This window comes from Bradyrhizobium sp. SZCCHNPS1003, assembly GCF_032381555.1.
Classification (GTDB): domain Bacteria; phylum Pseudomonadota; class Alphaproteobacteria; order Rhizobiales; family Xanthobacteraceae; genus Bradyrhizobium.
Genome location: NZ_JAUHIU010000006.1, coordinates 32,622 through 57,769, shown reverse-complemented (window position 1 = coordinate 57,769; position 25,148 = coordinate 32,622). Strand labels below are relative to the sequence as shown.

At 66.0% G+C, this 25,148-nt stretch carries 19 protein-coding genes and 1 pseudogene; 14 read left to right on the top strand and 6 right to left on the bottom strand.

Features of this window, described 5'->3' with window-relative positions; all coding sequences use genetic code 11:
• Window positions 1–13 precede the first annotated feature (13 nt).
• Entirely contained in the window at window positions 14–571 is a 558-nt protein-coding gene (locus tag QX126_RS11600; RefSeq protein WP_315781048.1) for a GNAT family N-acetyltransferase, read from the top strand.
• A 224-nt stretch (window positions 572–795) separates the two neighbouring features.
• On the opposite strand, the gene QX126_RS11595 is transcribed toward QX126_RS11600, so the two are convergent.
• Window positions 796–1,359 (bottom strand): DinB family protein, encoded by a 564-nt coding sequence (locus QX126_RS11595; protein WP_315739713.1) that lies wholly within the window; start codon window positions 1,357–1,359, stop codon window positions 796–798.
• 164 nt (window positions 1,360–1,523) lie between these two features.
• Here QX126_RS11595 and ybaL point away from each other — a divergent pair, with 164 nt between their 5' ends.
• Window positions 1,524–3,272 (top strand): YbaL family putative K(+) efflux transporter, encoded by a 1,749-nt coding sequence (gene ybaL / locus QX126_RS11590; RefSeq protein ID WP_315776862.1) that lies wholly within the window; start codon window positions 1,524–1,526, stop codon window positions 3,270–3,272.
• Between the two features lie 655 nt (window positions 3,273–3,927).
• Here the strand turns inward: ybaL and QX126_RS11585 are convergent.
• On the bottom strand, window positions 3,928–4,353 hold the full coding sequence (locus QX126_RS11585; RefSeq protein WP_315739144.1) for a GFA family protein: 426 nt from the start codon (window positions 4,351–4,353) through the stop codon (window positions 3,928–3,930).
• A 258-nt stretch (window positions 4,354–4,611) separates the two neighbouring features.
• On the opposite strand from QX126_RS11585, the gene QX126_RS11580 reads away from it, so the two are divergent.
• The 4 genes from QX126_RS11580 (at window position 4,612) to QX126_RS11565 (ending at window position 8,743) form a co-directional block, all read left to right on the top strand.
• Window positions 4,612–5,817 carry a CoA transferase gene (locus QX126_RS11580; protein ID WP_315781046.1) on the top strand — a complete coding sequence of 402 codons (1,206 nt, stop codon included), beginning with the start codon at window positions 4,612–4,614 and terminating at the stop codon, window positions 5,815–5,817.
• A gap of 4 nt (window positions 5,818–5,821) precedes the next feature.
• Entirely contained in the window at window positions 5,822–6,988 is a 1,167-nt protein-coding gene (locus tag QX126_RS11575; protein ID WP_315781044.1) for an acyl-CoA dehydrogenase family protein, read from the top strand.
• Between the two features lie 265 nt (window positions 6,989–7,253).
• Window positions 7,254–8,390, top strand: coding sequence for a thiolase family protein (locus QX126_RS11570; protein WP_315781043.1), 1,137 nt, complete (start codon window positions 7,254–7,256; stop codon window positions 8,388–8,390).
• Window positions 8,387–8,743 (top strand): OB-fold domain-containing protein, encoded by a 357-nt coding sequence (locus QX126_RS11565; protein WP_315770918.1) that lies wholly within the window; start codon window positions 8,387–8,389, stop codon window positions 8,741–8,743. The genes QX126_RS11570 and QX126_RS11565 overlap by 4 nt, the downstream gene beginning before the upstream one ends.
• Window positions 8,744–9,417: 674 nt before the next feature.
• Here QX126_RS11565 and glsA read toward each other — a convergent pair.
• The gene (glsA, locus tag QX126_RS11560) at window positions 9,418–11,277 is read right to left on the bottom strand and encodes a glutaminase A (RefSeq protein WP_315781041.1); all 1,860 of its coding nucleotides are present in this window, start codon (window positions 11,275–11,277) and stop codon (window positions 9,418–9,420) included.
• 384 nt (window positions 11,278–11,661) lie between these two features.
• Here glsA and QX126_RS11555 point away from each other — a divergent pair, with 384 nt between their 5' ends.
• Both QX126_RS11555 and QX126_RS11550 read left to right on the top strand, forming a co-directional pair.
• Window positions 11,662–12,648 (top strand): IclR family transcriptional regulator, encoded by a 987-nt coding sequence (locus QX126_RS11555; protein WP_315781039.1) that lies wholly within the window; start codon window positions 11,662–11,664, stop codon window positions 12,646–12,648.
• Window positions 12,578–14,137 (top strand): acyl-CoA carboxylase subunit beta, encoded by a 1,560-nt coding sequence (locus tag QX126_RS11550; protein ID WP_315781037.1) that lies wholly within the window; start codon window positions 12,578–12,580, stop codon window positions 14,135–14,137. Before QX126_RS11555 ends, QX126_RS11550 begins: the two co-directional genes overlap by 71 nt.
• A gap of 10 nt (window positions 14,138–14,147) precedes the next feature.
• Here the strand turns inward: QX126_RS11550 and QX126_RS11545 are convergent, their stop codons facing one another.
• The 3 genes from QX126_RS11545 to QX126_RS11535 form a co-directional block, all read right to left on the bottom strand.
• Window positions 14,148–15,431 carry an MFS transporter gene (locus QX126_RS11545; protein WP_315739152.1) on the bottom strand — a complete coding sequence of 428 codons (1,284 nt, stop codon included), beginning with the start codon at window positions 15,429–15,431 and terminating at the stop codon, window positions 14,148–14,150.
• 87 nt (window positions 15,432–15,518) lie between these two features.
• Entirely contained in the window at window positions 15,519–16,706 is a 1,188-nt protein-coding gene (locus QX126_RS11540) for an acetyl-CoA C-acyltransferase (RefSeq protein ID WP_315739153.1), read from the bottom strand.
• A gap of 137 nt (window positions 16,707–16,843) precedes the next feature.
• Window positions 16,844–17,614, bottom strand: a complete 771-nt coding sequence (locus QX126_RS11535) for an enoyl-CoA hydratase (RefSeq protein WP_315781035.1) — start codon at window positions 17,612–17,614, stop codon at window positions 16,844–16,846.
• Window positions 17,615–17,769: 155 nt separating this feature from the next.
• Here QX126_RS11535 and QX126_RS11530 point away from each other — a divergent pair, with 155 nt between their 5' ends.
• The 6 genes and pseudogenes from QX126_RS11530 to QX126_RS11505 all read left to right on the top strand — a co-directional run bounded on the left by QX126_RS11530 (window position 17,770) and on the right by QX126_RS11505 (window position 25,143).
• Complete coding sequence (locus QX126_RS11530) at window positions 17,770–18,426, top strand: TetR/AcrR family transcriptional regulator (protein WP_315739155.1); 657 nt, start codon at window positions 17,770–17,772, stop codon at window positions 18,424–18,426.
• A 182-nt stretch (window positions 18,427–18,608) separates the two neighbouring features.
• Window positions 18,609–20,105, top strand: a complete 1,497-nt coding sequence (locus QX126_RS11525; RefSeq protein ID WP_315739156.1) for a CoA-acylating methylmalonate-semialdehyde dehydrogenase — start codon at window positions 18,609–18,611, stop codon at window positions 20,103–20,105.
• 170 nt (window positions 20,106–20,275) lie between these two features.
• The gene (locus tag QX126_RS11520; RefSeq protein WP_315781033.1) at window positions 20,276–21,421 is read left to right on the top strand and encodes an isobutyryl-CoA dehydrogenase; all 1,146 of its coding nucleotides are present in this window, start codon (window positions 20,276–20,278) and stop codon (window positions 21,419–21,421) included.
• Window positions 21,418–22,494, top strand: a complete 1,077-nt coding sequence (locus QX126_RS11515; protein WP_315781031.1) for an enoyl-CoA hydratase/isomerase family protein — start codon at window positions 21,418–21,420, stop codon at window positions 22,492–22,494. The genes QX126_RS11520 and QX126_RS11515 overlap by 4 nt, the downstream gene beginning before the upstream one ends.
• A 10-nt stretch (window positions 22,495–22,504) precedes the next feature.
• Window positions 22,505–23,413 (top strand): annotated as a pseudogene (gene mmsB / locus QX126_RS11510) (3-hydroxyisobutyrate dehydrogenase); the annotation flags it as partial.
• Window positions 23,413–25,143: an AMP-binding protein gene (locus QX126_RS11505; RefSeq protein WP_315781028.1), complete on the top strand. Its 1,731-nt coding sequence runs from the start codon at window positions 23,413–23,415 to the stop codon at window positions 25,141–25,143. The pseudogene mmsB and the gene QX126_RS11505, both read left to right, overlap by 1 nt.
• Window positions 25,144–25,148 lie beyond the last annotated feature (5 nt).

The window sequence follows — 25,148 nt, the reverse complement described above, 5'->3', positions numbered from 1 at the left end:
CCGATTGCCTATCATGATCATCTCCACCGAACGTCTGACCTTGCGCGGGTGGCGCGACGAGGACCGGGCGCCGTTCGCGGCGATGTCCGCCGATCCGGCCGTGATGCAATTCCTCCGCGCGCTGCCAACGCGGCAGGACTCGGACCGGTGGATCGATTTCCAGATCGCCCATCAGGCCGCGCACGGCTTCGGCTTCTGGGTGGTCGAAGACCGCGCCACCGGCACTTTCCTCGGCGCCACCGGTCTGTTCCGCGTCACCTTCGACGCGCCGTTCACGCCGGCGGTCGAGATCGGCTGGCGGCTGGCGCGCGCGGCCTGGGGGCAGGGGATCGCGACGGAGGCAGCGCGCGCGTCGCTCGCGTTCGGCTTCGATGAGCTCGGCCTTGATGAGATCATCGCCTATGCCGCGCCGGCCAATTACGCCTCGCAGAACGTCATGCGCAAGCTCGGCATGATCCGCGACGAAGCGTCCGATTTCGATCATCCGCGGGTCGAGGCGGACAGTCCGCTGCGCCGGCAGGTGATGTACCGGCTGCCACGCGAGATGTGGGCCAAGAGCGAGATGCGGTAGGGTGGGCAAAGCGGCCGCCGAAGGCGGCAGCGTGCCCACCGTCGGGCGGCGTGCGCATCAGCAGGATGGTGGGCACGGCGCCATTGCGAGCGCATGCGTGGAGAGAGCGTGGCAGCGCCTTTGCCCACCCCAGGGTGCCATTCTGGTAGCCCGGATGAGCGCAGCGATATCCGGGTCCATCGCGACAGCTCGTGTGACCCCGGATGTCGCTGCGCTCATCCGGGCTACGGCTTCCAGACCTTTTCCTCGCTGAAGCCGAGCTCGGCAAAATCCTTCGTCCGGAACGAGGCGTCATCCGCCGGAAAGAACTCATCCAGCTGCGGCGGCTTCACCGACGTGCTCGACAGCATCGCATGCGCCTGGCCGCGGTGGTGGATGTCGTGCTGGAACAGATGCAGCAGGAGGCGGTCGCAGCGCTCGTTCTGCACGCGGCTCTCGCGGTTGATGCGTACATTCACGTCGAGCCGCGCCGGTGTCAGCGCCTCGCAGAACGCAATCAGCCGGCGGTCCATCGCGCTCTGCGCCTTCGCAAGATCGGCCAGGCGCGGGAACGGCACCTCGTTCTGCCACGCCATCGGGCCGAGCCAGCCGCCTTCCAGCGCATCGATGTAGAACAGATCGATGATGTAGATGTGGTTCAGCGTCCGCTGCAGGCTCGGGAAAAAGCCCGTGCGCTCGGCGGCGAAATCCTCGGCGCTGAGCTGGCCGCAGGCGGTCAGCAGCCGGTGATTGGCCCATGCATTGTTATAGGCGAAGGCGCGAAAGGTCTGGACGAGATCGGCGGGCATTGGGACAGGGCACCCCGTGATGGCTCGCTTCAGATCATACGGAACTGATCACGCCATTCACCACCGATTTCCGCAGCCATCCGTGCACCATCCCCATGCGCGTTGCGGAACTCTGCCACAATTGGTCGCGGTGCATCGCTGCGCCTCCTGTGCAACAAGTTGAGATGCCGCACGACACACCCCTCATCGCGACCATCGTCGCCGGCCTTGGACTGGCCTTCGTCTTCGGAGCGCTCGCGCAGCGGTTCCGGTTCCCGCCGCTGGTCGGCTACCTCCTCGCCGGCGTTGCCGTCGGTCCGTTCACGCCGGGCTTCGTCGCCGACCAGGCGCTGGCGACCGAACTGGCCGAGCTCGGCATCATTCTCCTGATGTTCGGCGTCGGCCTGCATTTCTCGCTCAAGGACCTGATGTCGGTGCGCGCCATCGCCGTGCCCGGCGCGATCGTGCAGATCACTGTGGCGACCCTGATGGGTATGGCCTTGAGCTGGGCGATGGGCTGGTCGATCGGCGGGGGGCTCGTGTTCGGTCTCGCGCTCTCGGTCGCCAGCACCGTGGTGCTGCTGCGCGCAATGCAGGAGCGGCGGCTGATGGACACCGAGCGTGGCCGCATCGCGGTCGGCTGGCTGATCGTCGAGGATCTCGCGATGGTGCTGGCGCTGGTGCTGATCCCGGCCTTTGCCAGCCTGCAGAACGGCAATGGCGACGTCGCCGCCGCCGATCCGCTCGCCGCCCGCTTCGGCCTCGGGCTGACCGGCGTGCTGCTGCTGACCTTCGTCAAGATCGGCGTGTTCATGGCGGTGATGCTGCTGGTCGGCCGCCGCTTGATCCCGTGGATCCTGCACTACATCGCCCACACCGGCTCGCGCGAGCTGTTCCGCCTCGCCGTGCTCGCGATCGCGCTCGGCGTCGCCTTCGGATCGACAAAACTGTTCGGCGTGTCGCTCGCGCTAGGCGCCTTCTTCGCCGGCATGATGCTCGGCGAGTCGCCGCTGAGCCAGCGCGCCGCGCAGGAGTCGCTGCCGCTGCGCGATGCCTTCGCGGTGCTGTTCTTCGTCTCCGCCGGCATGCTGTTCGATCCGGGAAGCGTCATCCGCGAGCCCTGGCCGCTGCTCGCCACCTTGTTCATCATCCTGTTCGGCAAGTCGGTTGCCGCGTTCCTGATCGTGATCGCATTCCGCCATCCCACGTCGACGGCGCTGACGATCTCCGCGAGCCTCGCCCAGATCGGCGAGTTCTCCTTCATCCTCGCCGAGATCGGCGGTGCCTCGAACCTGCTGCCGAAAGCGGGCCGCGACCTGATCCTGGCCGGTGCCATCATCTCGATCATGCTCAATCCGCTGATGTTCGCCGCGCTCGATTGGCTGCTGCCGCGGCTGGAGCGCCGCCGCGCCGATGCCTCGACGCCGGCCGCAACACCGCCGGCCGAGATCCCGGTGACGCAACTGACCGAGCACACGATCATCGTCGGCTATGGCCGCGTCGGACGCCTCGTCGGCGAGGCGCTGCAGCAGCGCGGGCATCCGTTCCTTGTGGTGGAGACGTCGGAGGACATCCCGAAGCAACTGAAAGGCGCCGGCGTCGAGACCATCACGGGCAACGCCGCGCGCAGCAACGTGCTGCGCGCGACCAATCCGGCCCTGGCGCACGCGCTGGTCATCGCCATCCCCGAGGCGTTCGAGGCCGGGCAGATCGTCGAGCAGGCGCGCGCCGCCAATCCGGCGCTGCACATCGTGGCGCGGGCGCATTCCGATGCCGAGGTCGATCATCTCAAGTCGCTGGGCGCCGACAAGGTCATCATGGGCGAGCGCGAGATCGCGCGCGGCATGATCGAGGAATTGGATACGAGGCCACCCGACGCCGCCCCCGAGCTGGCGCCGGAGCGGACGGCGGAGGGGGTGCAGGTCCGGGCGTAGAACGCGCAGCCCGGGTGAGCGAAGCGACACCCGGGTTCATTCGCACAGCTCGCGTGACCCCGGATATCGCTTCGGTCATCCGGGCTTCGGGCCTATGGCTGCGTCGAGCGGCGAATTTCGCTTGTGCCTTCAGGCTGATTTGCCCTGTCCAGTCCCCGCGCGAAAAATATTCATGTTTCGTTTTTACAGAAAATATGTTTCACTCCCGCCATCCTGCTTCGCCACGAGGGGCGCTTCGCGATCGTCACGAACGTTGAGGCAGGGAGGCGGTGGCCGCGACGTGTCGCAGCGTAGCTTGTCTGCGCGGACGAACGGCATGGCGCGGACGTGAAGTCGCGTGGTCCCGGCATCCCGACGCTGATGCCAAGCCTAAGGGGCATGATGATCCCAACGGCGACGGTGGCCAAAAGCCGGTGCACCGAGGAGATCGCGAAGTAAGCGTGAAAACCATCGCGCAGGGAAGGCCGGGTCGGTCCGGCTGAACCTGTGGTTCTCTCCCCGTGCTTTCTTTCGCACGGGGGCCACGGGTGCCAGTCGGCACCCGGCCTTCCCTGCGCCCTCTGTTTCGAAGGGGGCGGCTTCGATCAGCACAGCTCGGACAGATCCTGTCGCGAGGCCCCTGATGCTCGCGTGGTTGCTGGAAGCAGACCTTGCCTTACTCCGGCATCATCTCGCCGGAGCCGCCGAACTCGGCCGGGAAATCCTTCAGCTTCGGCAGGCCGTCCCTGATGGGCAGCACCGTTTCCGCGTAGTTGACGTGCACGCCGGGCGTGAACTTCAGCGTCGGAATCGTCGCGGCATAGACGTCGATCATGCCGAGCGGCGGGTGGTCGGTCATCAGATGTCCGCCACACTTGGTGCAGTACTTGCGGTAGCTCATGTCGGTCTTGTGGTAGGTGCCGATCGCATCGGCGCCCTTTGTCACCCGCACGCTCTGTGGCTTCCACAGGGTGAAGGCGTTGACCGGGCCGGCCGACCAGGACCGGCACGACGAACAATGGCAATAGCCCATTGCCTCCGGCTCGCCGTCGGCCTCGATCTCGACCGTGCCGCAGAAGCATTTGCCCTGATAGAGCGTCATGAGAGCGTTCTCCCTCGTGTGTGTTCTGGATGTTGGACCGGCATGCTGACACACCTGAACGTTGAAATGGAATCCTAGAATGCAGCTCGCTGCAGGGAACATCTGGTGCAGCGCAGCGGTCCTCGTCCGTGATCCGCGACACGGAATGTTGCGGCGGGGGATCAGACGCATGGCCCCATACCCGCAGGCCCGCTTGCTAGGGAACATCAGGTGCCGTTAGCTCTGGCGACAACAAGGATCGAGGGAGCCGACGCCACGATGGGACCGCTTGCGGGCATCAAGGTCATCGACATGACCACCGTGCTGATGGGGCCGTATGCTGCCCAGACGCTCGGCGACTACGGCGCAGATGTCATCAAGGTGGAATCGCCGGAAGGAGACGTCACCCGCAAGATCGGCCCCTGGCACCATCCCGGCATGGGCCCGGTGTTCCTCAACACCAACCGCAGCAAGCGCGTGATCTGCCTCGACCTCAAGAAGACGGCCGGCCGCGAGGCCGCGCTGCGCATGGTCAAGGATGCCGACGTGCTGCTCTACAACATCCGGCCGCAGGCGATGGCGCGGCTGAACCTCGGCTATGATGTCGTCTCCGCGCTCAATCCGCGGCTGATCTATGCCGGCGTGTTCGGCTTCGGCCAGGACGGTCCCTATGCGGCCAAGCCCGCCTATGACGACCTGATCCAGGGTGGGGCGGCGCTGTCGCACCTGATGGCGGTCGCCGGTGACGGCACCCCGCGCTATGTGCCGAATGCGCTGGTCGACCGCATCGTCGGCCTGACCGCGGTCGGCGCCATCTGCGCCAGCCTCGTGCATCGCGGCCGCACCGGGCGCGGCCAGCGCCTCGACGTGCCGATGTTCGAGACCATGTCGGCCTTCATCATGGGCGACCACATGGGCGGGCTGACCTACGAGCCGCCGCTCGACAAGGGCGGCTATGCGCGGCATTTGTCGCCCGACCGCCGGCCCTACAAGACCGCCGACGGCCATATCTGCGTGATCGTCTACAACGACAAGCAATGGGACGCATTCTTCACGGCGTCCGGCCGCACCGACCTGCGGGGCGATGACCGGTTCAACAGCTTTGCCCGGCGTGCCGCCAACATCGATTTCGTCTATGCCGAGCTCGCGCGCATCTTTCAGACGCGCACCACGGCCGAATGGACCGATCTGCTGGATGCCGCCGACGTGCCGGTCATGCCGATGCACGACCTCGAAAGCCTGCTGAACGATCCGCACCTCGTGGCGACCGATTTCTTTCCCGTGGTCGAACATCCGACCGAAGGCCCGATCCGCAGCACCCGCGTTTCCGCGACCTGGTCCGAGACCAAGGCCGAGCCGCAGCGTCTGGCGGCGCGGCCGAACGAGCATGGCGCGCAGATTTTGCGCGAGCTTGGTTTCTCGGACGAGGAGATCGATGCGATGATCCGCGACGGCGTGACGATGCCGGCGCCAGCCAGGGAGTGAGACGATGGATTTCGCGCTCTCCGCCAACCAGGAATCGATCCGCGACGCGGTGGCAAGAATCTGCGCTGATTTCGACGACGCCTACTGGCTGAAGAAGGACAAGGAGGGCGGCTTCCCCTTCGACTTCCACAAGGCGCTGGCAGATGCCGGCTGGCTCGGCATCTGCATCCCCGAGGAGTATGGCGGCTCCGGCCTCGGCATTCTCGATGCTGCGATCATGATGCGCAGCATCGCCGAATCCGGCGCCGGCATGTCCGGTGCCTCGGCGATCCACATGAACGTGTTCGGGCTCAATCCGGTCGTCGTGTTCGGGACCAAAGAGCAGTGCGCGCGGATGCTGCCGGGCATCGTCGAAGGCAGCGAGAAGGCCTGCTTCGCGGTGACCGAGCCCAACACCGGCCTCAACACCACCCAGCTCAAGACCCGCGCCGTGCGCAAGGGCGACCGCTACATCGTCAACGGCCAGAAGGTGTGGATATCGACCGCGCAGGTCGCCGAGAAGATCCTGCTGCTGGCGCGCACGACGCCGCTAGAGGAGGTGAAGCGGCCGACCCATGGGCTCAGCCTGTTCTACACGGATTTCGATCGCAATCGGATCAAGGTCCACGAGATCGAGAAGATGGGCCGCAAGCCGGTCGACTCCAATGAGCTGTTCTTCGAGGATGTCGAGATTCCGGCCGAGGATCGCCTGGGCGAGGAGGGGCGCGGCTTCGACTACATTCTGCATGGGATGAACCCTGAGCGCATCCTGATTGCCGCCGAAGCCGTCGGGCTCGGTCATCTCGCGTTGGCACGCGCGAGCGCCTATGCGCGGACGCGCAACGTGTTCAATCGCCCGATCGGTCAGAACCAGGGCATCCAGCATCCCCTGGCGAAGAACTGGATGGAGCTGGAAGCCGCCTGGCTGATGGTGCTGCAGGCCGGCTGGCAATACGACCAGGGCATGGCGTGCGGCCCGGCGGCGAACGCCGCGAAATATCTCGCCGCAGAGGCCGGCTTCCACGCCTGCGAGCAGGCGGTGATGACCCATGGCGGCTTCGGCTACGCGCGCGAGTATCACGTCGAGCGTTACCTGCGCGAATCCCTGATCCCCCGCATCGCCCCGATCAGCCCGCAACTGATTTTGTCCTTCATCGCCGAGAAGGTCCTCGGCTTGCCCAAGTCGTATTGAGATGTCGTAGTGGGACGAGCCTGTATTGAGATGATGAACCATTCAGCTGTCAGGGACGAACGCTGCCTGCATTCCCTCCCCCCTTGTGGGGGAGGGGCAGGGAGGGGGGTACCCAGCAAAGATTCGTTGTGTGGCCGTCATTCCGGGGCGCGACGAAGTCGCGAACCCGGAATCTCGAGATTGTTTTGCGCATTCGTTCCTCAGCTCGAGATTCCGGGTTCATCGCTGCGCGATGCCCCGGAATGACGGCGGAGGGCGTGGCGCGATGACCTATATCACCGGCACTGGCCTGACATCATTCGGCCGTCACGACGGCCGCTCCTCGCTCGATCTCATGAGCCTGGCCGCGCAGCTCGCGCTCGACGATGCCGGGCTGAGGCGGCGCGACATCGACGGCATCCTGTGTGGCTATTCCACGGTGTCGCCGCACATCATGCTCGCGACCGTGTTCGCCGAGCATTTCGGCCTCACGCCGTCCTATGCTCACGCCGTCCAGGTCGGCGGCGCCACCGGGCTCGCGATGGCGATGCTGGCGCATCACCTGGTCGAGGCCGGCGTGGTCAAGCACATGCTCGTGGTCGCCGGCGAGAACCGCCTGACCGGGCAGAGCCGCGACGCCTCGATCCAGGCGCTGGCGCAGGTCGGCCATCCCGACTACGAGTTGCCGCTGGGGCCGACCATCCCTGCCTATTACGGCCTCGTCGCCTCGCGCTACATGCACGAATACGGCGTCACCGAGCATGACCTCGCCGAGTTCGCCGTGCTGATGCGCACGCATGCGCTGGATCATCCCGGCGCGCAGTTCCAAGAGCCGATCACGGTGGCCGACGTCATGGCATCGAAGCCGGTGGCGCGGCCGCTGAAGCTGCTCGACTGCTGTCCGGTCTCCGACGGCGGCGCCGCCATCATCATCAGCCGCGAGCCGACCGGAGCGACAGCGGTGCGCGTGCGCGGCTGCGCCCAGGCGCACACGCATCAGCACGTCACGGCGGCGCCGGCCCTGAGCGAGCTCGGTGCCGAAATCGCGATCAAAAAGGCCAAGGCGGCCGCAGGCGTCGAGATCGCCGACGTCGACTACGCCGCGGTCTATGACAGCTTCACGATCACGCTGTGCATGCTGCTCGAAGACCTTGGGCTCGCCTGCCGCGGCGAGGCTGCGGCGCGGGTCAGGGCCGGGAATTTCAGCCGTGACGGCGCGGTGCCTCTCAACACCCATGGCGGGCTCTTGAGCTATGGCCATTGCGGCGTCGGCGGCGCGATGGCGCATCTCAGCGAGGCACATCTGCAGATGACGGAGCGGGCGGGTCACCGTCAGGTGGGCGACGCCACGCTGACCTTGCTGCACGGCGATGGCGGCGTGCTGTCGTCGCATGTCAGCATGTTCTGGGAGCGGGTGCGATGAGCGAATCGGCCGACTGGACCAGGGGCGTTGCAGCGATTCGCTTTCAGAGCTGCGCGTGCTGTGCCCACCTGCAGTATTTCCGCCGCGACTTCTGCGCGGCCTGCGGCTCGCTTGCGCTCACCGATCACGCGGCGACGGGCGAAGGCACCATCTATGCGGCGTCATTGGTCTGCCGGGCCGCGACGCCGGAGACGCGCGCGCATGTGCCCTACAACATCGTGCTGGTGGATATGCGCGAGGGCTTTCGCATGATGGCCCATGGCGACCACGAACTTGCGATCGGCGATCTCGTCACGGCCCGCTTCGTCACCTTCGCCGGCGGCATCGTGCCGTACTTCGGGAAAGTCAAATGAAGATGGGGAACAGAACGACGTCTGAAAAGGTCGACCGCAGGCGGCCGAGGCGGGACGATACGCAACACACATTCGTCCCGACCCGGATCGCCGCGCGATTGACGCAAAACTGTTACGCTACGCTCACCAACTCAAACGCAACTCTACTCGGTCGTTCGCGTGAGCAATCAAGCTCACATTCCTACCTACGGGCGATGAAGAAACTGCGACGCAGAACCTCCAGACAGCCCTTCATCGCCCGTAGAACAGGACGCTGGCGATGACGATCATGGACGTCACCGCCAGCATATGCGCGAGTGCCTCCGACGTTGCCCTCTTAGTGGCTTCCTTCATGCCGTTCCTCCCTGGACACTGGACACGACTCTCCGTGGCGCAAATACACACGCTACGTCGGCTGGAATTTTACTCGGAACACCCCACTTCGACGTCCGCTTCGCGAGTCCCCACTCGGCGTTCATCGACGGTTCAGAACATCGTCGGGTAATGCGGCGTGAATTGGGCTCGCTTATGGTTGTCCTGCGACCGAGTCCCGGTAACGTTTAGGCGAGCCCGTACAAATACGAGTGATGCGAATTATCGACCGAAAGCCGTTAGTTACTGTGGATTGCAACCTTGAGTAATTGTTTGCTTCGACCGCGTGCGACACTTCGATGACGGACTTCGACGCACTGAGATCAGTCTGCCGCAAGCAAATTGAGCCGCGCATTGGCGACAGTCAGACGCTCGGCCAACAGCTGCGCCAGATTGCGCATGATCCGCTCGCCGGCTTTCGGATGTCGCACGCGGAAACGTTCGAAATCCACCAGCGAGATCTCGAAAGCGGTGGCCGAGAAATCCGCGACGACGTCGGCGGAGCGCACGGGCTCCAGCAGTGCCATCTCGCCGAAGCATTGCCCTGCCGTCAGCGTCGCGAGCCGGATGCCGTCGGGCAGGGTGACGTGGACGACGCCGGAGCGCAGGAAGAACAGCGAGGCCGCAGCATCGCCGGCCGCAAGGATGCGTTCGCCCTGCCGATAGTGCCGGATGATCGCCAGTGCCGCGAGCTCATGGCGCTCGTCCGCGGAGAGCCCCGCGAGCAGTGGCTGCTCGGCGAGCTCGGTGGTTTCGAGGAAATCGATGGCGCCGCCATAGCGATAGACGATCTGGTCCTCGGCCCATTCGATCGCGGTGTCGAGCAGGTAGAAGTCGCGCACGTTCTTGCTGTCGCCGGTACGGGCCGCGATCTCCTGCCATTCCGGCGAGCTGCGTCGGATGCCCGACAGCACGACGGTGACGTGGAAGTCGGCGAGCTCGTGAAACAGCTCGGAGAGCAGGCGCAGGCCTGCTTGTGTCATCGCGGTGACGCGGTGGAGGTCGACGATGACGAATTGCGGTCGCGTGCTCGCCGCAAGCTGGCGCGAGACGTAGTCGACGCTGGAAAGAGACAGCGTGCCGACCAGCTCGAGCACGCGCACCGCGTCGGGATGGGCGGAGAGGATGTTGCGCTCCTGAGCGCGGCGGCTGCGTCGCGACGGATTGGCGCCGATGTCGTAGTCGGCGATGATCGTGGTGCGGGCATCGTCGGAACGGTTCAGCATGTGCAGGCCGTAATGCGCCGACAGCGCCTCGCAGACCTTGATGCCGCGCACGCTGTTGCCGTGACCGTCGAGCCTGGGCGAATAGCTGCCGAGCCCGAGCCGTGCCGGCAGGCTTGCCAGGATGCCGCCGCCGACGCCGCTCTTGGCGGGAATGCCGACGCGGTAGATCCACTCGCCGGCGAAGTCATACATGCCCGACGAGGTCATCACCGACAGCGTGCGCGACACGGCATAGGGCGTCACCACCTGGTCGCCGGTGACCGGATTGACGCCACGATTGGCGAGCGTGGCCGCCATGATCGCGCAGTCGCGCGCTGTGACGAGCACGGCGCATTGCCTGAAGTAGACCGCGAGCACGTCGTCGACAGGCTCCCTGATGACGTCGGACGTCCGCAGCAGATAGGCGATCGCGCGGTTGCGATCGCCGGTGGCGGCTTCCGATGCGAACACCGCGTCGTCGACATCGAGCTTGCGGCCGGCGAAGCGGCCGAGCGCATCGCGGATGGTCTCGAAGGCGTCGTCGTGCCGTGCCCTGCGGATCAGGCCGCTGCAGGCGATCGCGCCGGCATTGACCATCGGATTGAACGGGTGGTTCTCGGCATTGAGCCGGATCGAATTGAAGGGATCGCCGGACGGCTCGACGCCGATCACGCGTTCGACCTCGTCGGAGCCGAGCGTATCGAGCGCCAGCGCGAACACGAACGGTTTCGACATCGATTGAATCGTGAACGGCACGCGGCTGTCGCCGACCTCATAGACATGGCCGTCGAGCGTGGCGAGGCTGATGCCGAAATGCGCCGGGTCGGCTTTACCGAGCTCGGGAATGTAGTTCGCGACCGCGCCGTCGTGGTCAGGCCAGAAGTCGGCATGGCAGGCCGACAGGAAGCGCTGCAGCGGCGGCATCGCGGCCGTCGCCCAATGCTGCGGATTTCGGATCGGCCTCGGGTGGGTTGTCATGGGAATCTCGGCGGGAACAAGGTCTCGCGCTGGTTATGTCGCAGCCGCGAGGGCGCAGCCAGCCCACACTTGTCGCAACGCGGGTCAAATGTTGCCGTTGCTCACCGATTGAGCGGGTTTGCGGGCGCGATGACCGCCCCGCTTTGCCATGCGCGGGGGCGATGCCGATCGAAAGCCAGCACTGCTGGTAGCGCGCTTTGGAACCGGGGATGGTCGTCATTCCCGCGGGCCGCTGCCGATTGCCTGAGGATGTCGAGTCTTGTGCCAACACGCTGAAGAACGGCGGCTTTTAGAGACGGTCTACTGTTGTGACGGCAAAACGGCTGGGTTAGCTTGTTCAATAAGCGGAATATCATTCCGCATGACGGAATTGGTGGGAAACGCATGGGACGACGGTCTGAGCGATTGAGCAGGAGCAGCATGCTGCCCGGAGATCTCGCCGGCGAGGGCGAGGTCATTCAAGTGGTGTCGCGTGCGTTCGACGTGCTTCGCTGTTTCGAGGGGCACGAGGCGCGGCTCGGCAATCTCGAAATCTCCAACCGCTGCGGCCTGCCGCGGTCGACGGTGTCGCGGCTGACGCACACGCTGACGCGCATGGGCCAGCTGGTCTACCTGCCGCGCGATCAGAAATATCGCATCGGCCCGAGTGCCGTGGCGATGAGCACGTCGATGACAAGAGGCTTGCAGTTGCGCAATCTGATCCGGCAGCGGCTGCAGGACGTCGCCGAGCAGTTGCCCGGCACCGTCGGCTTCGTGATTCCCGACCGCTTCCACCTCGTCTATCTCGAGTTCGGCCGCGCTGCGAATGCGCTCGGCCTGCATGAGACCACGGGCAGCCGCATCTCGATGGCCTCCACCGCGGCAGGTCATGCCTATGTCGCCGCGCTCGAGCCGGAGGTCGGCGACGCCTTGCTGGCCGAGATGGAGCGCGAAATGCCGGACGCGGCCAAGCTGCTGCGGCCACGCCTCGAGCACAACAGACAGTTTCTCAAGGAGCACGGCTACGTCGTGGCCTGCGGCCTGTGGAGTCCGCACATCAATGGCGTCGCGCTGCCGCTGTGGTCGCCGCAATACCAGACCTATGTCGTGCTCACGATCGGCCTGTTGTCGGCGATGTACGACGAGCAGCGGCTGCATGACGAGGTCGCCCAGCCGATGCGCGAGCTCGGCCGCAGCATCGCCGCGCTGCTGCAGGGGGCGGAAGCCGACGTCTTCAACAGCCGGATGGACAGAAAGCCGCTCCAGGTGAACGCGAAGACCAACCATAAGAACAAGACCGTCACCGGGGCAGGGGGAACGAATGAGTTGGCAGGCGGAGCTCGAGGAACTGGCCCGGCGCGAAGCCTTCGCGCGGGAGATGGGCGGGCCTGACAAGGTCAAGCGTCAGCACGACCAGGGCCGCCTCACCGTCCGCGAGCGCATCGACGGCGTCGTCGATCCCGGCAGCTTCCACGAGATCGGCGCGGTCTCAGGGATCGGCGAGTATGACGAGCAGGGCGAGCTCACGCATGTGACGCCCGCCAATTGCGTGTTCGGGCGCGGCCGCATCGACGGCCGCACCGTCGTCGTGGTCGGGGATGACTTCACCGTGCGCGGCGGCTCGGCCGACGCATCGATCGCCGCCAAGCCGCTGATGGCGGAGGAGATGGCGCACGACTTCCGTCTGCCCATCATCCGCATCATCGAGGGCTCCGGCGGCGGCGGCTCGGTCAAGACGATCGAGACCAAGGGCGCGGCCAACCTGCCCGGCGGCATCGGCGGCAATCGCTGGTACCGCTACACGACCGAGAACATGTCGCTGGTGCCCGTGGTCGCGCTCGGCCTCGGCTCGGTCGCAGGGCTAGGCGCGGCGCGGCTCGCGGCGAGCCACTACTCGGTGATGACCAAGCAGTCGGCGATGTTCGTCGCCGGCCCGCCGGTCGTGAAGCGGCTGGGGCAGGACCTCGGCAAGATGGAGCTCGGTGGCGCCGACATCCAGACCCGCGCCGGCGGCGTCGATCATGCGGTGGACACCGAGGCGGAGGCGTTCGCCTGCGCGCGGCGCTTCCTGTCCTACCTGCCATCGTCGGTCTACGAGCTGCCGCCGACCTTGCCCTGCACCGATGACCCGCAGCGTGTCGACGAGCAGCTCATCAGCGCGGTGCCGCGGGATCGCCGGCGCGTCTACAAGATGCGGCCGATCATCGAGTCCGTCGTCGACAACGGCTCGTTCTTCGAGGTGACGCAGAACTATGGCCGTCCGATCATCATCGGCCTCGCGCGTCTCGAAGGCCGCGCGGTGATGGTCCTGGCGAGCGATCCCTATCACTATGGCGGCTCGTGGACCGCGGATGCCTGCCAGAAGGTGATCCGCTGGGTCGATTTCGCCGAGACCTTCCATCTGCCGATCGTCTACCTGATGGATTGCCCCGGCTTCATGGTCGGGCTCGAGGCGGAGAAGGCGGCGACCATCCGCCATGGCGTGCGCGCGATGGCCGCCGTCAATCAGTCGACGGTGCCGTGGTGCACGGTGATCGTGCGCAACAATTTCGGCGTCGCCGGCGTCGTGCATCAGCCGGCCGACCGGTTCTCGATCCGCTACGCCTGGCCGTCGGCCTATTGGGGCTCGCTGCCGCTCGAAGGTGGCATCGAGGCGGCCTACCGCGCCGAGATCGATGCGGCGCCGGATCCGAAGGCCAAGCTCAAGGAGATCGAGGATCGGCTGAACAAGCTGCGCTCGCCGTTCCGCTCGGCCGAAAAGTTCTGGGTCGAGGAGATCATCGACCCGCGCAAGACGCGCGCGCTGCTGTGCGAGTTTGCGCGCCTTGCCGAGCCGCTGCGCACGCCCGGGCCGCCCACGGCGATGACGACTCGGCCGTGAGCGGCTGATGTTAAGCCGCGGCGGGCTTCGCCTGCCGCGCGATCGCCAGCGCCAGGAGCGCGGCGACGATGCACAATGCGCCCGCCGTGAAGAACGCCGGCAGGTAGCTCTGCAACAGAGTGCGCGACAGGCCGGCGCCGAACGCGGCGGTGCCGGCGCCGAGCTGATGTCCGGCGAACACCCAGCCGAACACCAGATTGGCCCGCTCGGCCCCAAACCGCTGCGCGGTCAGCCGCACCGTCGGCGGCACGGTGGCGATCCAGTCGAGGCCGTAGAACATCGCGAACAGCGACAGGCCATAGAAAGAGAAGTCGGTGAACGGAAGGAACAGCAACGAGAGCCCGCGCAAGCCGTAGTACCAGAACAACAGCCAGCGATTGTCATACCGGTCCGACAGCCATCCCGAGACGATCGTGCCGACGAAGTCGAACATGCCCATCGCGGCGAGCAGGCTCGCCGCCTGCACCTGCGGAATGCCGAAGTCGAGGCACATCGGGATCAGATGGACCTGGACGAGGCCGTTGGTCGAGGCGCCACAGATGAAGAAGGTCGCGAACAGCATCCAGAACACCGGCGCGCGCGCCGCATCGCGGAGGGTGCCGAGCGCGGCGGCGAGGATCGGTGTGGTGACGGGCGCGGGTGCGGCGATCGGGTCGGTGCCCTTGTCGCCGAAGGGACGCAGGCCGAGATCGCTCGGGCGATCGCGCATCAGCAGCAGCACGGCGGTGGCGGAAACGCCGAGCATGACGCAGATGAGCCCGAGCGCGACGCGCCAGCCGAGCCGCTCGGTGAGGCTGGCGAGCAGCGGCAGGAACACCAGCTGTCCGGTGGCGACGCTGGCGGTGAGGATGCCGACGACGAGGCCGCGGCGCGCGACGAACCAGCGCGTCGCGATGGTGGCGCCCAGCACCAGCGCGGTCATGCCGGTGCCGATGCCGATCACGACGCCCCACAGCAGCACGAGGTGCCAGACATGGGTCATCGCCAACGACGAAAGCAGCGCGGTCACGACGATCAACTGGGCCAAAAGCGTGATGTTGCGCAGACCGTAGCGGTTGAGCAGGGCGGCGGCGAAGGGGGCCATCAGCCCGAACAGCACGAAGCGGATCGACAGTGCCGAGGAGATCTCCGCGGTGCTCCAGCCGAACTCCTGCTGGAGCGGCACGATGAACACGCCGGGTGCTCCCACCGTGCCGGCCGATACCAGGGCCGTGAAGAACGTTACGGCCACCATGATCCAGCCATAGTGGATATTGCGCCGTTCGAGTGCTGCCGCGAGCCGGTTCGAGATCATGTGCTTCTCAGTTCGATGGGGATTGCGCGCCCATTCTGTCAGGGCGCCTCAACGACATAAATGACTAAGTTCCCTCGTTTCAGGACATCAAGGTCGCTCTACGGCGATCGCAGTCGCCTCGCCGCCGCCGATGCATAGCGACGCCACGCCGCGCTTTAGTCCACGGGCCTGCATCGCATGCAGCAGCGTCACGATCAGCCGCGCGCCAGTGGCGCCGATGGGATGGCCCAGCGCGCAGGCGCCGCCGTTGACGTTCAGCCGGTCACGCGCAATGCCAAGGTCGCGCTGCGCGGCCATCGCGACGATCGCAAACGCCTCGTTGATCTCGAACAGGTCGACATCCTCCACCCGCCAGCCGACCTTGTCGAGCAGCTTCCTGATCGCCGGAATCGGCGCGGTCGTGAACCATTGCGGCTCCTGGCTGTGCGTGGCGTGGCCCTTGATCTCCGCGATGATGGGCAGCCCGTCACGGTCCGCACGCGAGCGCTTGGCGAGCACGAGCGCCGCGGCACCATCCGCGTTCGCAGAGGACGCCGCGGGCGTGATAGTGCCGTCCTTGCGGAACGCCGGCTTCAGCGCCGGGATCTTCGCCGGATCGACCTTGAGCGGATGCTCGTCATTGACGACCAGGCGTGCGCCGGATTTCTCGACGAGCGTGATCGGCGCGATCTCGGCCTTGAACGCGCCGCTCTCGACCGCCCTGCGCGCACGCGTCAGCGTCTCGACGGCGTAGGCATCCTGGTCGGCGCGGGTGAACTGATAGGCCTCGGCCGTCGCCTCGCCAAAATCGCCCATCGAGCGTCCGGTCTCATAGGCGTCCTCCAGGCCGTCCAGCATCATGTGATCGAGGATCCGATCGTGCCCGGCACGATAGCCGCCGCGCGCCTTGGTCAGCAGATACGGCGCGTTGCTCATGCTTTCCATGCCGCCGGACACGACGAGGTCGGCAGAACCGGCCTGGATGATATCGTGCGCCAGCATCGTGGCCTTCATTCCAGAGCCGCAGACCTTGTTGATGGTGGTGGCGCCCGTGGCATCGGGCAGGCCGGCGCCCCGTGCCGCCTGCCGCGCCGGAGCCTGGCCCTGACCTGCAGGAAGCACGTTGCCCATGACAACCTCCGTGACCGCGTCAGGCGAAACGGCGGCGCGTTCGAGCGCGGATTTGATCACGTGCGCACCGAGCTTGTGCGCACTCAGCGGCGACAACTCGCCCATGAAGCGGCCGAGTGGAGTGCGGGCAGCGGACAGGATCACGACGGGATCGGACGAGGCCATGACAGGCTCCCTTAAAAAAGATGATGATCATCATATAATGACATCACGAAAAAGGAAACCCCGGCAATCGCGCTGAACTTGTCGTGAAGCTGGCGCGACACTGCCGGGATCCGTGAGACGAGACTTGGAGAAACTTGCTATCGCTTGCGGTCGATGAACTGCTGCATCAGCCGTTTCGGCTCGTCGGTCAGGAACGACCGTCCGAAGGCGCCGATCGATATCTCGACGGACTCCTTCAGCGGCAGCTCCTCCCATTGCCGCAGCAGAGCCTTCTGAGTCCGCAGCGCTTCGGGACCGCAGGCGAGCAGGGATGCCACGGCCTTCTCGACCGCGATGTCGAGCTCTCCCTCGGTGGCGACGGCATCGACAAGGCCCCAGGCGAGCGCCGTCGGCGCGTCGATCGTCTCGGCCGTCATCAGCAGCCAGCGCGTGCGGCCCCAGCCGATGAGACGCGGCAGCAGCGCGGCATGAATGACCGAGGGGATGCCGACACGAACCTCGGGCATGCCGAACTTGGCATCAGGTGCCGCGACACGGATATCGCAGGCCGTTGCGACCTCCAATCCGCCACCCAGACACCACCCCGGCATCCGCGCAACCACGGGTGCAGGAAAATTTCGCACCGCATCGCAGAGCCCGGCAAGTCGCGAGATGAACGTTTCCGCCGAAGCCTGATCGAGCGTCGCCATCTCCTTGATGTCGGCGCCGCCGATCATGCTCTTCCCGCTTTCGCCGGCCAAAACGAGAACGCGAATGCCGGCTTCGGCGGCGAGCGATTGCAGGCCGGCTTCTATGTCGAGAATCGCCGCCGAACCGAGAATATTGAGCGGACCGGCATTGCAGATCGTCAGCCGGACCACGCCGCGGCCGTCACGACTCACGCCGCAGTGGGAATTGAGCATGTCCATGGTTGTCCTCGTCGGGTTCCTGGGCAAGGGAGAGTGTGCCGGGAATAAATCAGGCCAGCGAAGTTGATTTAGATCAACTCGAATTCATCAAATAGCTGCAGTCAGCAGGACGCAGAACTGTTATTGTATGACCGCAGACATTCAATGGGACGGCAATGCGTTACTCTCCGGAACACAAGGCGGAAACCCACGCGCGGATCGTGCGCAAGGCATCGGTGCGGCTGCGCGAGCGTGGTGCTCACGGTGTCGGGGTTGCCGACCTGATGAAGGAGGCCGGGCTGACTCATGGCGGCTTCTATGCGCATTTCGATTCGCGCGAGGCGCTGGTCGTGGAGGCGTTCGGTTATGCGATCGACCGTTCGATTGAGCATTGGCGCAAGCTGCTGGACCAACTGCCGCCGCAGAAGCGACTCGCGGCCATCGTCGACGGCTATCTGTCCGCGGCTCATCGCGACGATGTCGGTCACGGCTGCGCGGTTCCTGCGCTTGGAGCGGAAATCGCCCGCGAGAGCGCAAAGACCCGCAAGGCCTTTGCTGCGAAGCTGGAAGAGCTGATCGCCCTGTTCGCCGAGTACATCAGCGACGTGCCGGCCAAGACTGCGCGAAGGCGGGCTTCGGCGATGCTCGCGACGCTGATGGGGACGCTCGTGATGGCGCGACTCATGGGCAGCGGCGAATTGTCAGACGAAATCCTGAGCTCCGGGCGCGAGGTGGCGCTGGCTGTTGCCAGCGGCGGCGGGCCGGCGGGGAGGGCCCCTGCGCGGGCGCCCGCGAAAAGGCCCGTGAAGAAGGCGGCAGCCGCGAAGCGCTGATCCGTCGCGGCTCGGATGGTGGACGCAGCGCGCCACGCTGCAGGGTCTGCCGTGATCGTGCCGGCCGAGCGAAGGGGCGGCATTTTCGCAGCGCCGGGCAGCGCTTAGACCCTTCCCAAACGCCGCAAAGACTGCAAGATGCCGGCCAAATTGGCACTGCTTACCCCTGCGGAGGATACCCCATGCGTTCGATCGGTCATTTCATTGGCGGCAAAGAGGTCAAGGGCACGTCTGGACGGACGGCCGACGTCTTCGAGCCCATGACCGGCGACGTTCAGGCCAAGGTCGCGCTGGCCTCTCGCGCCGAGCTCCGTGCCGCTGTCGAGAACGCAAAGGCGGCGCAACCGGCCTGGGCCGCGACCAATCCGCAGCGCCGCGCCCGCGTGATGATGAAGTTCGTCGAACTCGTCCAGCGCGACTATGACCAGCTCGCCGATCTGCTTGCGCGGGAGCATGGTAAGACCGTCCCCGACGCCAAGGGCGATATCCAGCGCGGCCTGGAGGTCGCGGAGTTCGCCTGCGGCATTCCGCACCTGATGAAGGGCGAGTACACTGAGGGAGCCGGCCCCGGCATCGACATCTATTCGATGCGCCAGCCGCTCGGTGTCGTTGCCGGCATCACGCCGTTCAATTTCCCGGCGATGATTCCGATGTGGAAGTTTGCCCCTGCCATCGCCTGCGGCAATGCCTTCATCCTCAAGCCCTCGGAGCGCGATCCGGGCGTGCCGATGAAGCTCGCCGAGCTGATGATCGAGGCCGGGCTGCCGGCGGGCATCCTCAACGTCGTCAACGGCGACAAGGAGGCGGTCGACGCCATCCTCGAGGATCCGGACATCATGGCGATCGGCTTCGTCGGCTCGTCGCCGATCGCGCAGTATATCTATGAGCGCGCGGCTGCGCACGCCAAGCGCTGCCAGTGCTTCGGCGGCGCCAAGAACCACGCCATCATCATGCCGGACGCCGATCTCGACCAGGCGGTCGATGCGCTGATCGGCGCCGGCTACGGCTCGGCCGGCGAGCGCTGCATGGCGGTCTCGGTCGCCGTGCCCGTCGGCAAGACCACGGCCGACCGGCTGATGGAGAAGCTGATCCCGCGCGTTGAAAGCCTGAAGATCGGCACCTCGGTCGATCCCTCGGCCGATTTCGGTCCGCTGGTGACCCGCGAGGCGGTCGAGCGCGTCAAGAATTATGTCGATATTGGCCTCAAGGAAGGCGCGACGCTCGCCGTCGACGGCCGCGGCTTCAAGATGCAGGGCTACGAGAACGGCTTCTACATGGGCGGGTGTCTGTTCGACAACGTCACCAAGGACATGCGGATCTACAAGGAGGAGATCTTCGGCCCGGTGCTGTCGGTCGTGCGCGCCAAGGACTACGCCGAGGCGCTGGCGCTGCCGTCGGAGCATGATTACGGCAACGGCGTCGCGATCTTCACCCGCGATGGCGACGCGGCGCGCGACTTCGCGGCCAAGGTCAATGTCGGCATGGTCGGCATCAACGTGCCGATCCCGGTGCCGATCGCCTACTACACCTTCGGCGGCTGGAAGAAGTCCGGCTTCGGCGACCTCAACCAGCACGGTCCGGATTCGATCCGCTTCTACACCAAGACCAAGACCGTCACCTCGCGCTGGCCGTCCGGTGTCAAGGAAGGCGCGGAGTTCTCGATCCCGCTGATGAAGTGAGGTCGGGTCCGTTCGGACTCTCTCCTTCGTCATTGCGAGCGAAGCGAAGCAATCCAGGATCTTTCTGCAGAGGCAGTCTGGATTGCTTCGTCGCCTTCGGCTCCTCGCAATGACGGCGCATGAGGAAAGCGCAAAGACCAACAAACAAGACCAGGAAACGCGGAGAACGGATGCAGTTCGCTCTCGACGAGGATCAGATCGCGGTGCGCGACATGGCGCGCGCCTTCGCCGCCGAGAAGATTGCCCCGCATGCGCTGCGCTGGGACGAGGAGAAGCATTTTCCCGTCGATGTGATGCGGGAGGCGGCGGGCCTCGGCATGGGCGGCATCTACATCCGCGACGATGTCGGCGGCTCGGGTCTCAGCCGGCTCGATGCGGCGCTGATCTTCGAGGCGCTGGCGACGGGCTGCCCCACGGTGTCAGCCTTCATCTCGATCCACAACATGGCCTCGTGGATGATCGACACCTTCGGTACCGAGGCCCAGCGCCAGGCTTACCTGCCGAAGCTCTGCGCCATGGACCTGATCGCGAGCTACTGCCTGACCGAGCCGGGCGCGGGCTCCGATGCGGCGGCGCTGCGCACGCGCGCGGTGCGCGACGGCGACGACTACGTGCTCAACGGGCAGAAGCAGTTCATCTCCGGTGCCGGCGCCACCGATATCCTCGTCGCGATGGTGCGAACCGGCGCCGATGGTCCCGGAGGCATCTCCACGCTGGTGATCGACGCTAATACTCCCGGCGTGTCGTTCGGCGCCAATGAGCGCAAGATGGGCTGGAACGCGCAGCCGACCCGCGCCGTGATCTTCGAGAATGCGCGGGTGCCGGTGGCCAACCGGCTGGGCGAGGAGGGCATTGGGTTCAAGATCGCGATGGCGGGGCTCGACGGCGGCCGCCTCAACATCGCCGCGTGCTCGCTCGGCGGCGCGCAGGCGGCGCTCGACAAGACGCTGGCTTATACGAAAGAGCGCAAGGCGTTCGGCAAGCGGCTCGACGAATTCCAGGCGCTGCAGTTCCGCATTGCCGACATGGCGATCGAGCTGGAGGCGGCGCGCACCTTCGTCTGGCGCGCGGCGGCTGCGCTCGACCGCAAGGATCCGGACGCGACCATGCTGTGCGCGATGGCCAAGCGCTTCGGGACCGATGTCGGCTTCGAAGTCGCCAACCAGGCGCTGCAGCTGCACGGCGGCTACGGCTATTTGAGCGAATACGGCATCGAGAAGATCGTCCGCGATCTGCGCGTGCACCAGATCCTCGAAGGCACCAACGAGATCATGCGCCTGATCGTGTCGCGCAAGCTGATCGAGGCGGCGCGATGAGCGAGGTCATCGAAGGCGACCTGATCATCCGCCGCGAAGGCTCGGCCGGCATCATCCGGCTGAATCGGCCGAAGGCGATCAACGCGATGACGCTGGAGATGTCGATGGGCATCGACGCCGCGCTGGATCGGTTCGAGGGCGATCCGGCCGTCGCAATTGTCGTGCTCGAAGGCGCGGGCGAGCGTGGACTTTGCGCGGGCGGCGACATCCGCGGGCTCTATGAGAGCTCGAAGACGAACGGCGATCTCGGCAAGGTGTTCTGGCGCCAGGAATACATCATGAACGCGCGCATCGGGGCGTTCCCAAAACCCTATGTCGCCTACATGGACGGGCTGGTGATGGGCGGCGGCGTCGGGCTGTCGGCGCATGGCCGCCACCGCATCGTGACCGAGAAGACCAAGCTCGCGATGCCCGAAGTCGGCCTCGGCTTCTTTCCCGACGTCGGCGGCACCTGGCTCTTGTCGCGCGCGCCCGGCGAACTCGGCGCCTATTTCGGCCTGACCGGGCAGACCATGAACGGGCCCGATGCGATCCATGCGCGCTTTGCCGATGCCGTGGTGCCGACCGAGAAATGGCCGGCGCTGCGCGAGGTCCTGACCAAAGTCAGGCCGGGCACGCTGTCGATCGAGATCGACCGGCTGATCGCCGGCTTCGCGACGTCGGAGACGGCCGGCCCGGTGGCGGCGCAGCAGGCGAAGATCGACGCGTGGTTCGCCCATGACAGCATGCACGACATCTTTACCGCGCTGAGAGCGGACGGCTCGGAGCTCGCGTTGGCGACGCTGAAGACGCTGAAGGAGAAATCGCCGCGCGGCATGGTCGTGACGCTCAAGCTGCTGCGACTGGCACGCGGTGCGGCGTCCCTGGAGGAATGCCTGGTGCGCGAGTATCGTGCGGCGCTCGAAGTGTTCCGCAGCGACGATTTCCGCGAGGGCGTGCGTGCGGCGATCATCGACAAGGACCGCAATCCCAGATGGTCGCCGCCTGATGTCGATCAGGTGACACCGGACATGCTGGCGCCATATCTTGCCGAGATCGGCGCCGACGAGCTGACCTTTCCGCAGAGCAAATAACAATCAGGTCGAGGGGAGAGAACGAACCATGGCAACGATCGCATTCATCGGCCTCGGCAACATGGGCGGACCAATGGCCGCCAACCTGGTCAAGGCCGGCCACAAGGTGGTCGCGTTCGATCTGGTCGAGACCTCGCGCGTCCAGGCCAGGGCCGATGGCGCCGAAATCGCCGACAGCGCCGTCGCCGCGGCCAAAAGCGCCGATGCCGTCGTCACCATGCTGCCGGCCGGCAAGCATGTGCTGGCGGTCTGGACCGAGGTCGTGCCGGCAATGACGAAGGGCGCGCTGATCATCGATTCCTCGACCATCGACGTCGAGAGCGCGCGCGCCGCGCATGCGCTGGCCGCGAAGCACGGCATCGCCGCCGTGGACGCGCCGGTGTCCGGGGGCACCGGCGGCGCCAAGGCCGCAACGCTCACCTTCATGTGCGGCGGCGAGGAGAGCGCGTTCGCTGCGGCCAAGCCGATCCTTGAGAAGATGGGCAAGAAGATCGTCCATTGCGGCGGCGCCGGCGCCGGGCAGGCGGCCAAGATCTGCAACAACATGATCCTCGGCATTTCGATGATCGCGGTGAGCGAGGCCTTTGCGCTCGGCGAAAAGCTCGGCCTGTCGCATCAGGCGCTGTTCGACGTCGCCTCGACCTCGTCAGGACAGTGCTGGTCGCTGACATCCTATTGCCCAGTGCCGGGCCCGGTGCCGGCCTCGCCGGCCAACAACGACTACAAGCCCGGTTTTGCGACGGCGCTGATGCTGAAGGACCTCACGCTGTCGCAGGACGCCGCCAAGGCCGCCGGCGCGGCGACCCCGCTTGGCCAGCACGCGCAGGAGATCTACAAGGCGTTCGAGGCCGCCGGCCATGGCGGCGTCGATTTTTCCGGGATCATTCAGCACGTCCGTAAGCTCGCCGGGACCATCTGATGACGACATTCAAGGACGCACGCGCGTTTCTGCTGGCGCATCGCACCGACTACGATGCGGCCGTGAAGGGTTTTCGCTGGCCCGATCCCGTCCCGTTCAACTGGGCGCTCGACTGGTTCGATGCCGAACTCGCATCTGATCCGGAGAGTCGCGAGCGGACGGCGCTATGGATCTTCGATGCCGCGCAGGACCGCCAAACCAAGCTGTCCTTTGCCGCGCTGTCGCGCCGCTCCAGCCAGGTCGCGAATTTCCTGCGCGCGCAGGGCTTGAAGCGCGGCGACCATCTGCTGCTGCTGCTCGGCAACGTCGTGCCGCTGTGGGAGACGATGTTGGCGGCGATGAAGCTCGGCGTCGTCGTGATCCCCGCGACGACGCTGCTGACCACCGACGAGTTGCGCGATCGTCTGGAGCGCGGCCGCGCCAAGGCCGTGGTCGCCGCGCAGGATCAGGTTGCGAAGTTCGCCGATCTCGGCGCCGATGATCTCGTCCGGATCGTCGTCGGCGCGGCGGCCACGCCCGCCGGCTGGCTGCCGTTCGAGCAGGCGGCTGACGCGGCCGAGGCGTTCACGCCGGATGGGCCGACGCAGCCGGATGATCCGATGCTGCTGTATTTCACCTCGGGCACCACGGCCAAGCCGAAGCTGGTGCGGCACAGCCACCGCAGCTATCCGGTCGGCCATCTCTCGACCATGTACTGGCTCGGCCTGCAGCCGGGCGACGTGCACCTCAACATCTCCTCGCCGGGCTGGGCCAAGCATGCCTGGAGCTGCTTCTTCTCGCCCTGGAATGCCGGCGCCACGGTATTCGTGGTCAATCAGCCGCGCTTCGACGCCAAGGGGCTGCTCGCGATCATCAAACGCTGCGGCGTCACGACGCTGTGCGCGCCACCCACGGTGTGGCGGCTGTTCATCCAGGAGCACCTCGCCGACTTCAAGGTCTCGTTGCGCGAGGCCTGCGGCGCCGGCGAGCCGCTCAATCCGGAGGTGATCGATCAGGTGCGTGCCGCCTGGGGGCTGACGATTCGCGACGGCTATGGCCAGACCGAAACCGCGGCCATCGTCGGCAACTCGCCGGGCCAGAAACTGAAGATCGGCTCGATGGGCCGGCCGCTGCCGGGCTATCGCGTCGAGGTCGCCGACATCGACGGCAATCTCGCCAGTGAAGGCGAGATCACGCTGGCGCTCACCGGCGAGCGTCCGGCCGGCCTGATGCAGGGCTATCAGGGCGACGACGGTAAGCTGTCCGGCGCCGATGGCACGCGCTACCGCACGGGTGACGTCGTGTTCCAGGACGGCGACGGCTATCTCACCTTCGTCGGGCGCTCCGACGACGTGTTCAAATCGTCCGACTACCGCATCTCGCCGTTCGAGCTGGAAAGCGTGCTGCTGGAGCATGAGGCCGTCGCCGAGGCTGCCGTTGTGCCGTCTCCGGATCCCATCCGTCTCGCCATCCCGAAAGCCTATGTGTTGCTGACGGCCGGCGCGGAGCGCTCGCGCGCCACGGCGCTGTCGATCTTCGTGCATCTTCAGGCGCGGCTGGCGCCGTTCAAGCGCATCCGCCGGCTCGAGCTCGTGAGCGAGCTGCCGAAGACGATCTCCGGAAAGATCCGCCGCGTGCAGCTGCGCCGGCTGGAGCATGAGGACGACCGCACGGATCATCTGCGCGGCACGGAGTTCAAGGAAGAGGATTTCCCGGAGCTGAAGACCAGGCCGTCCGGGCACGAGGTGTAGGAACG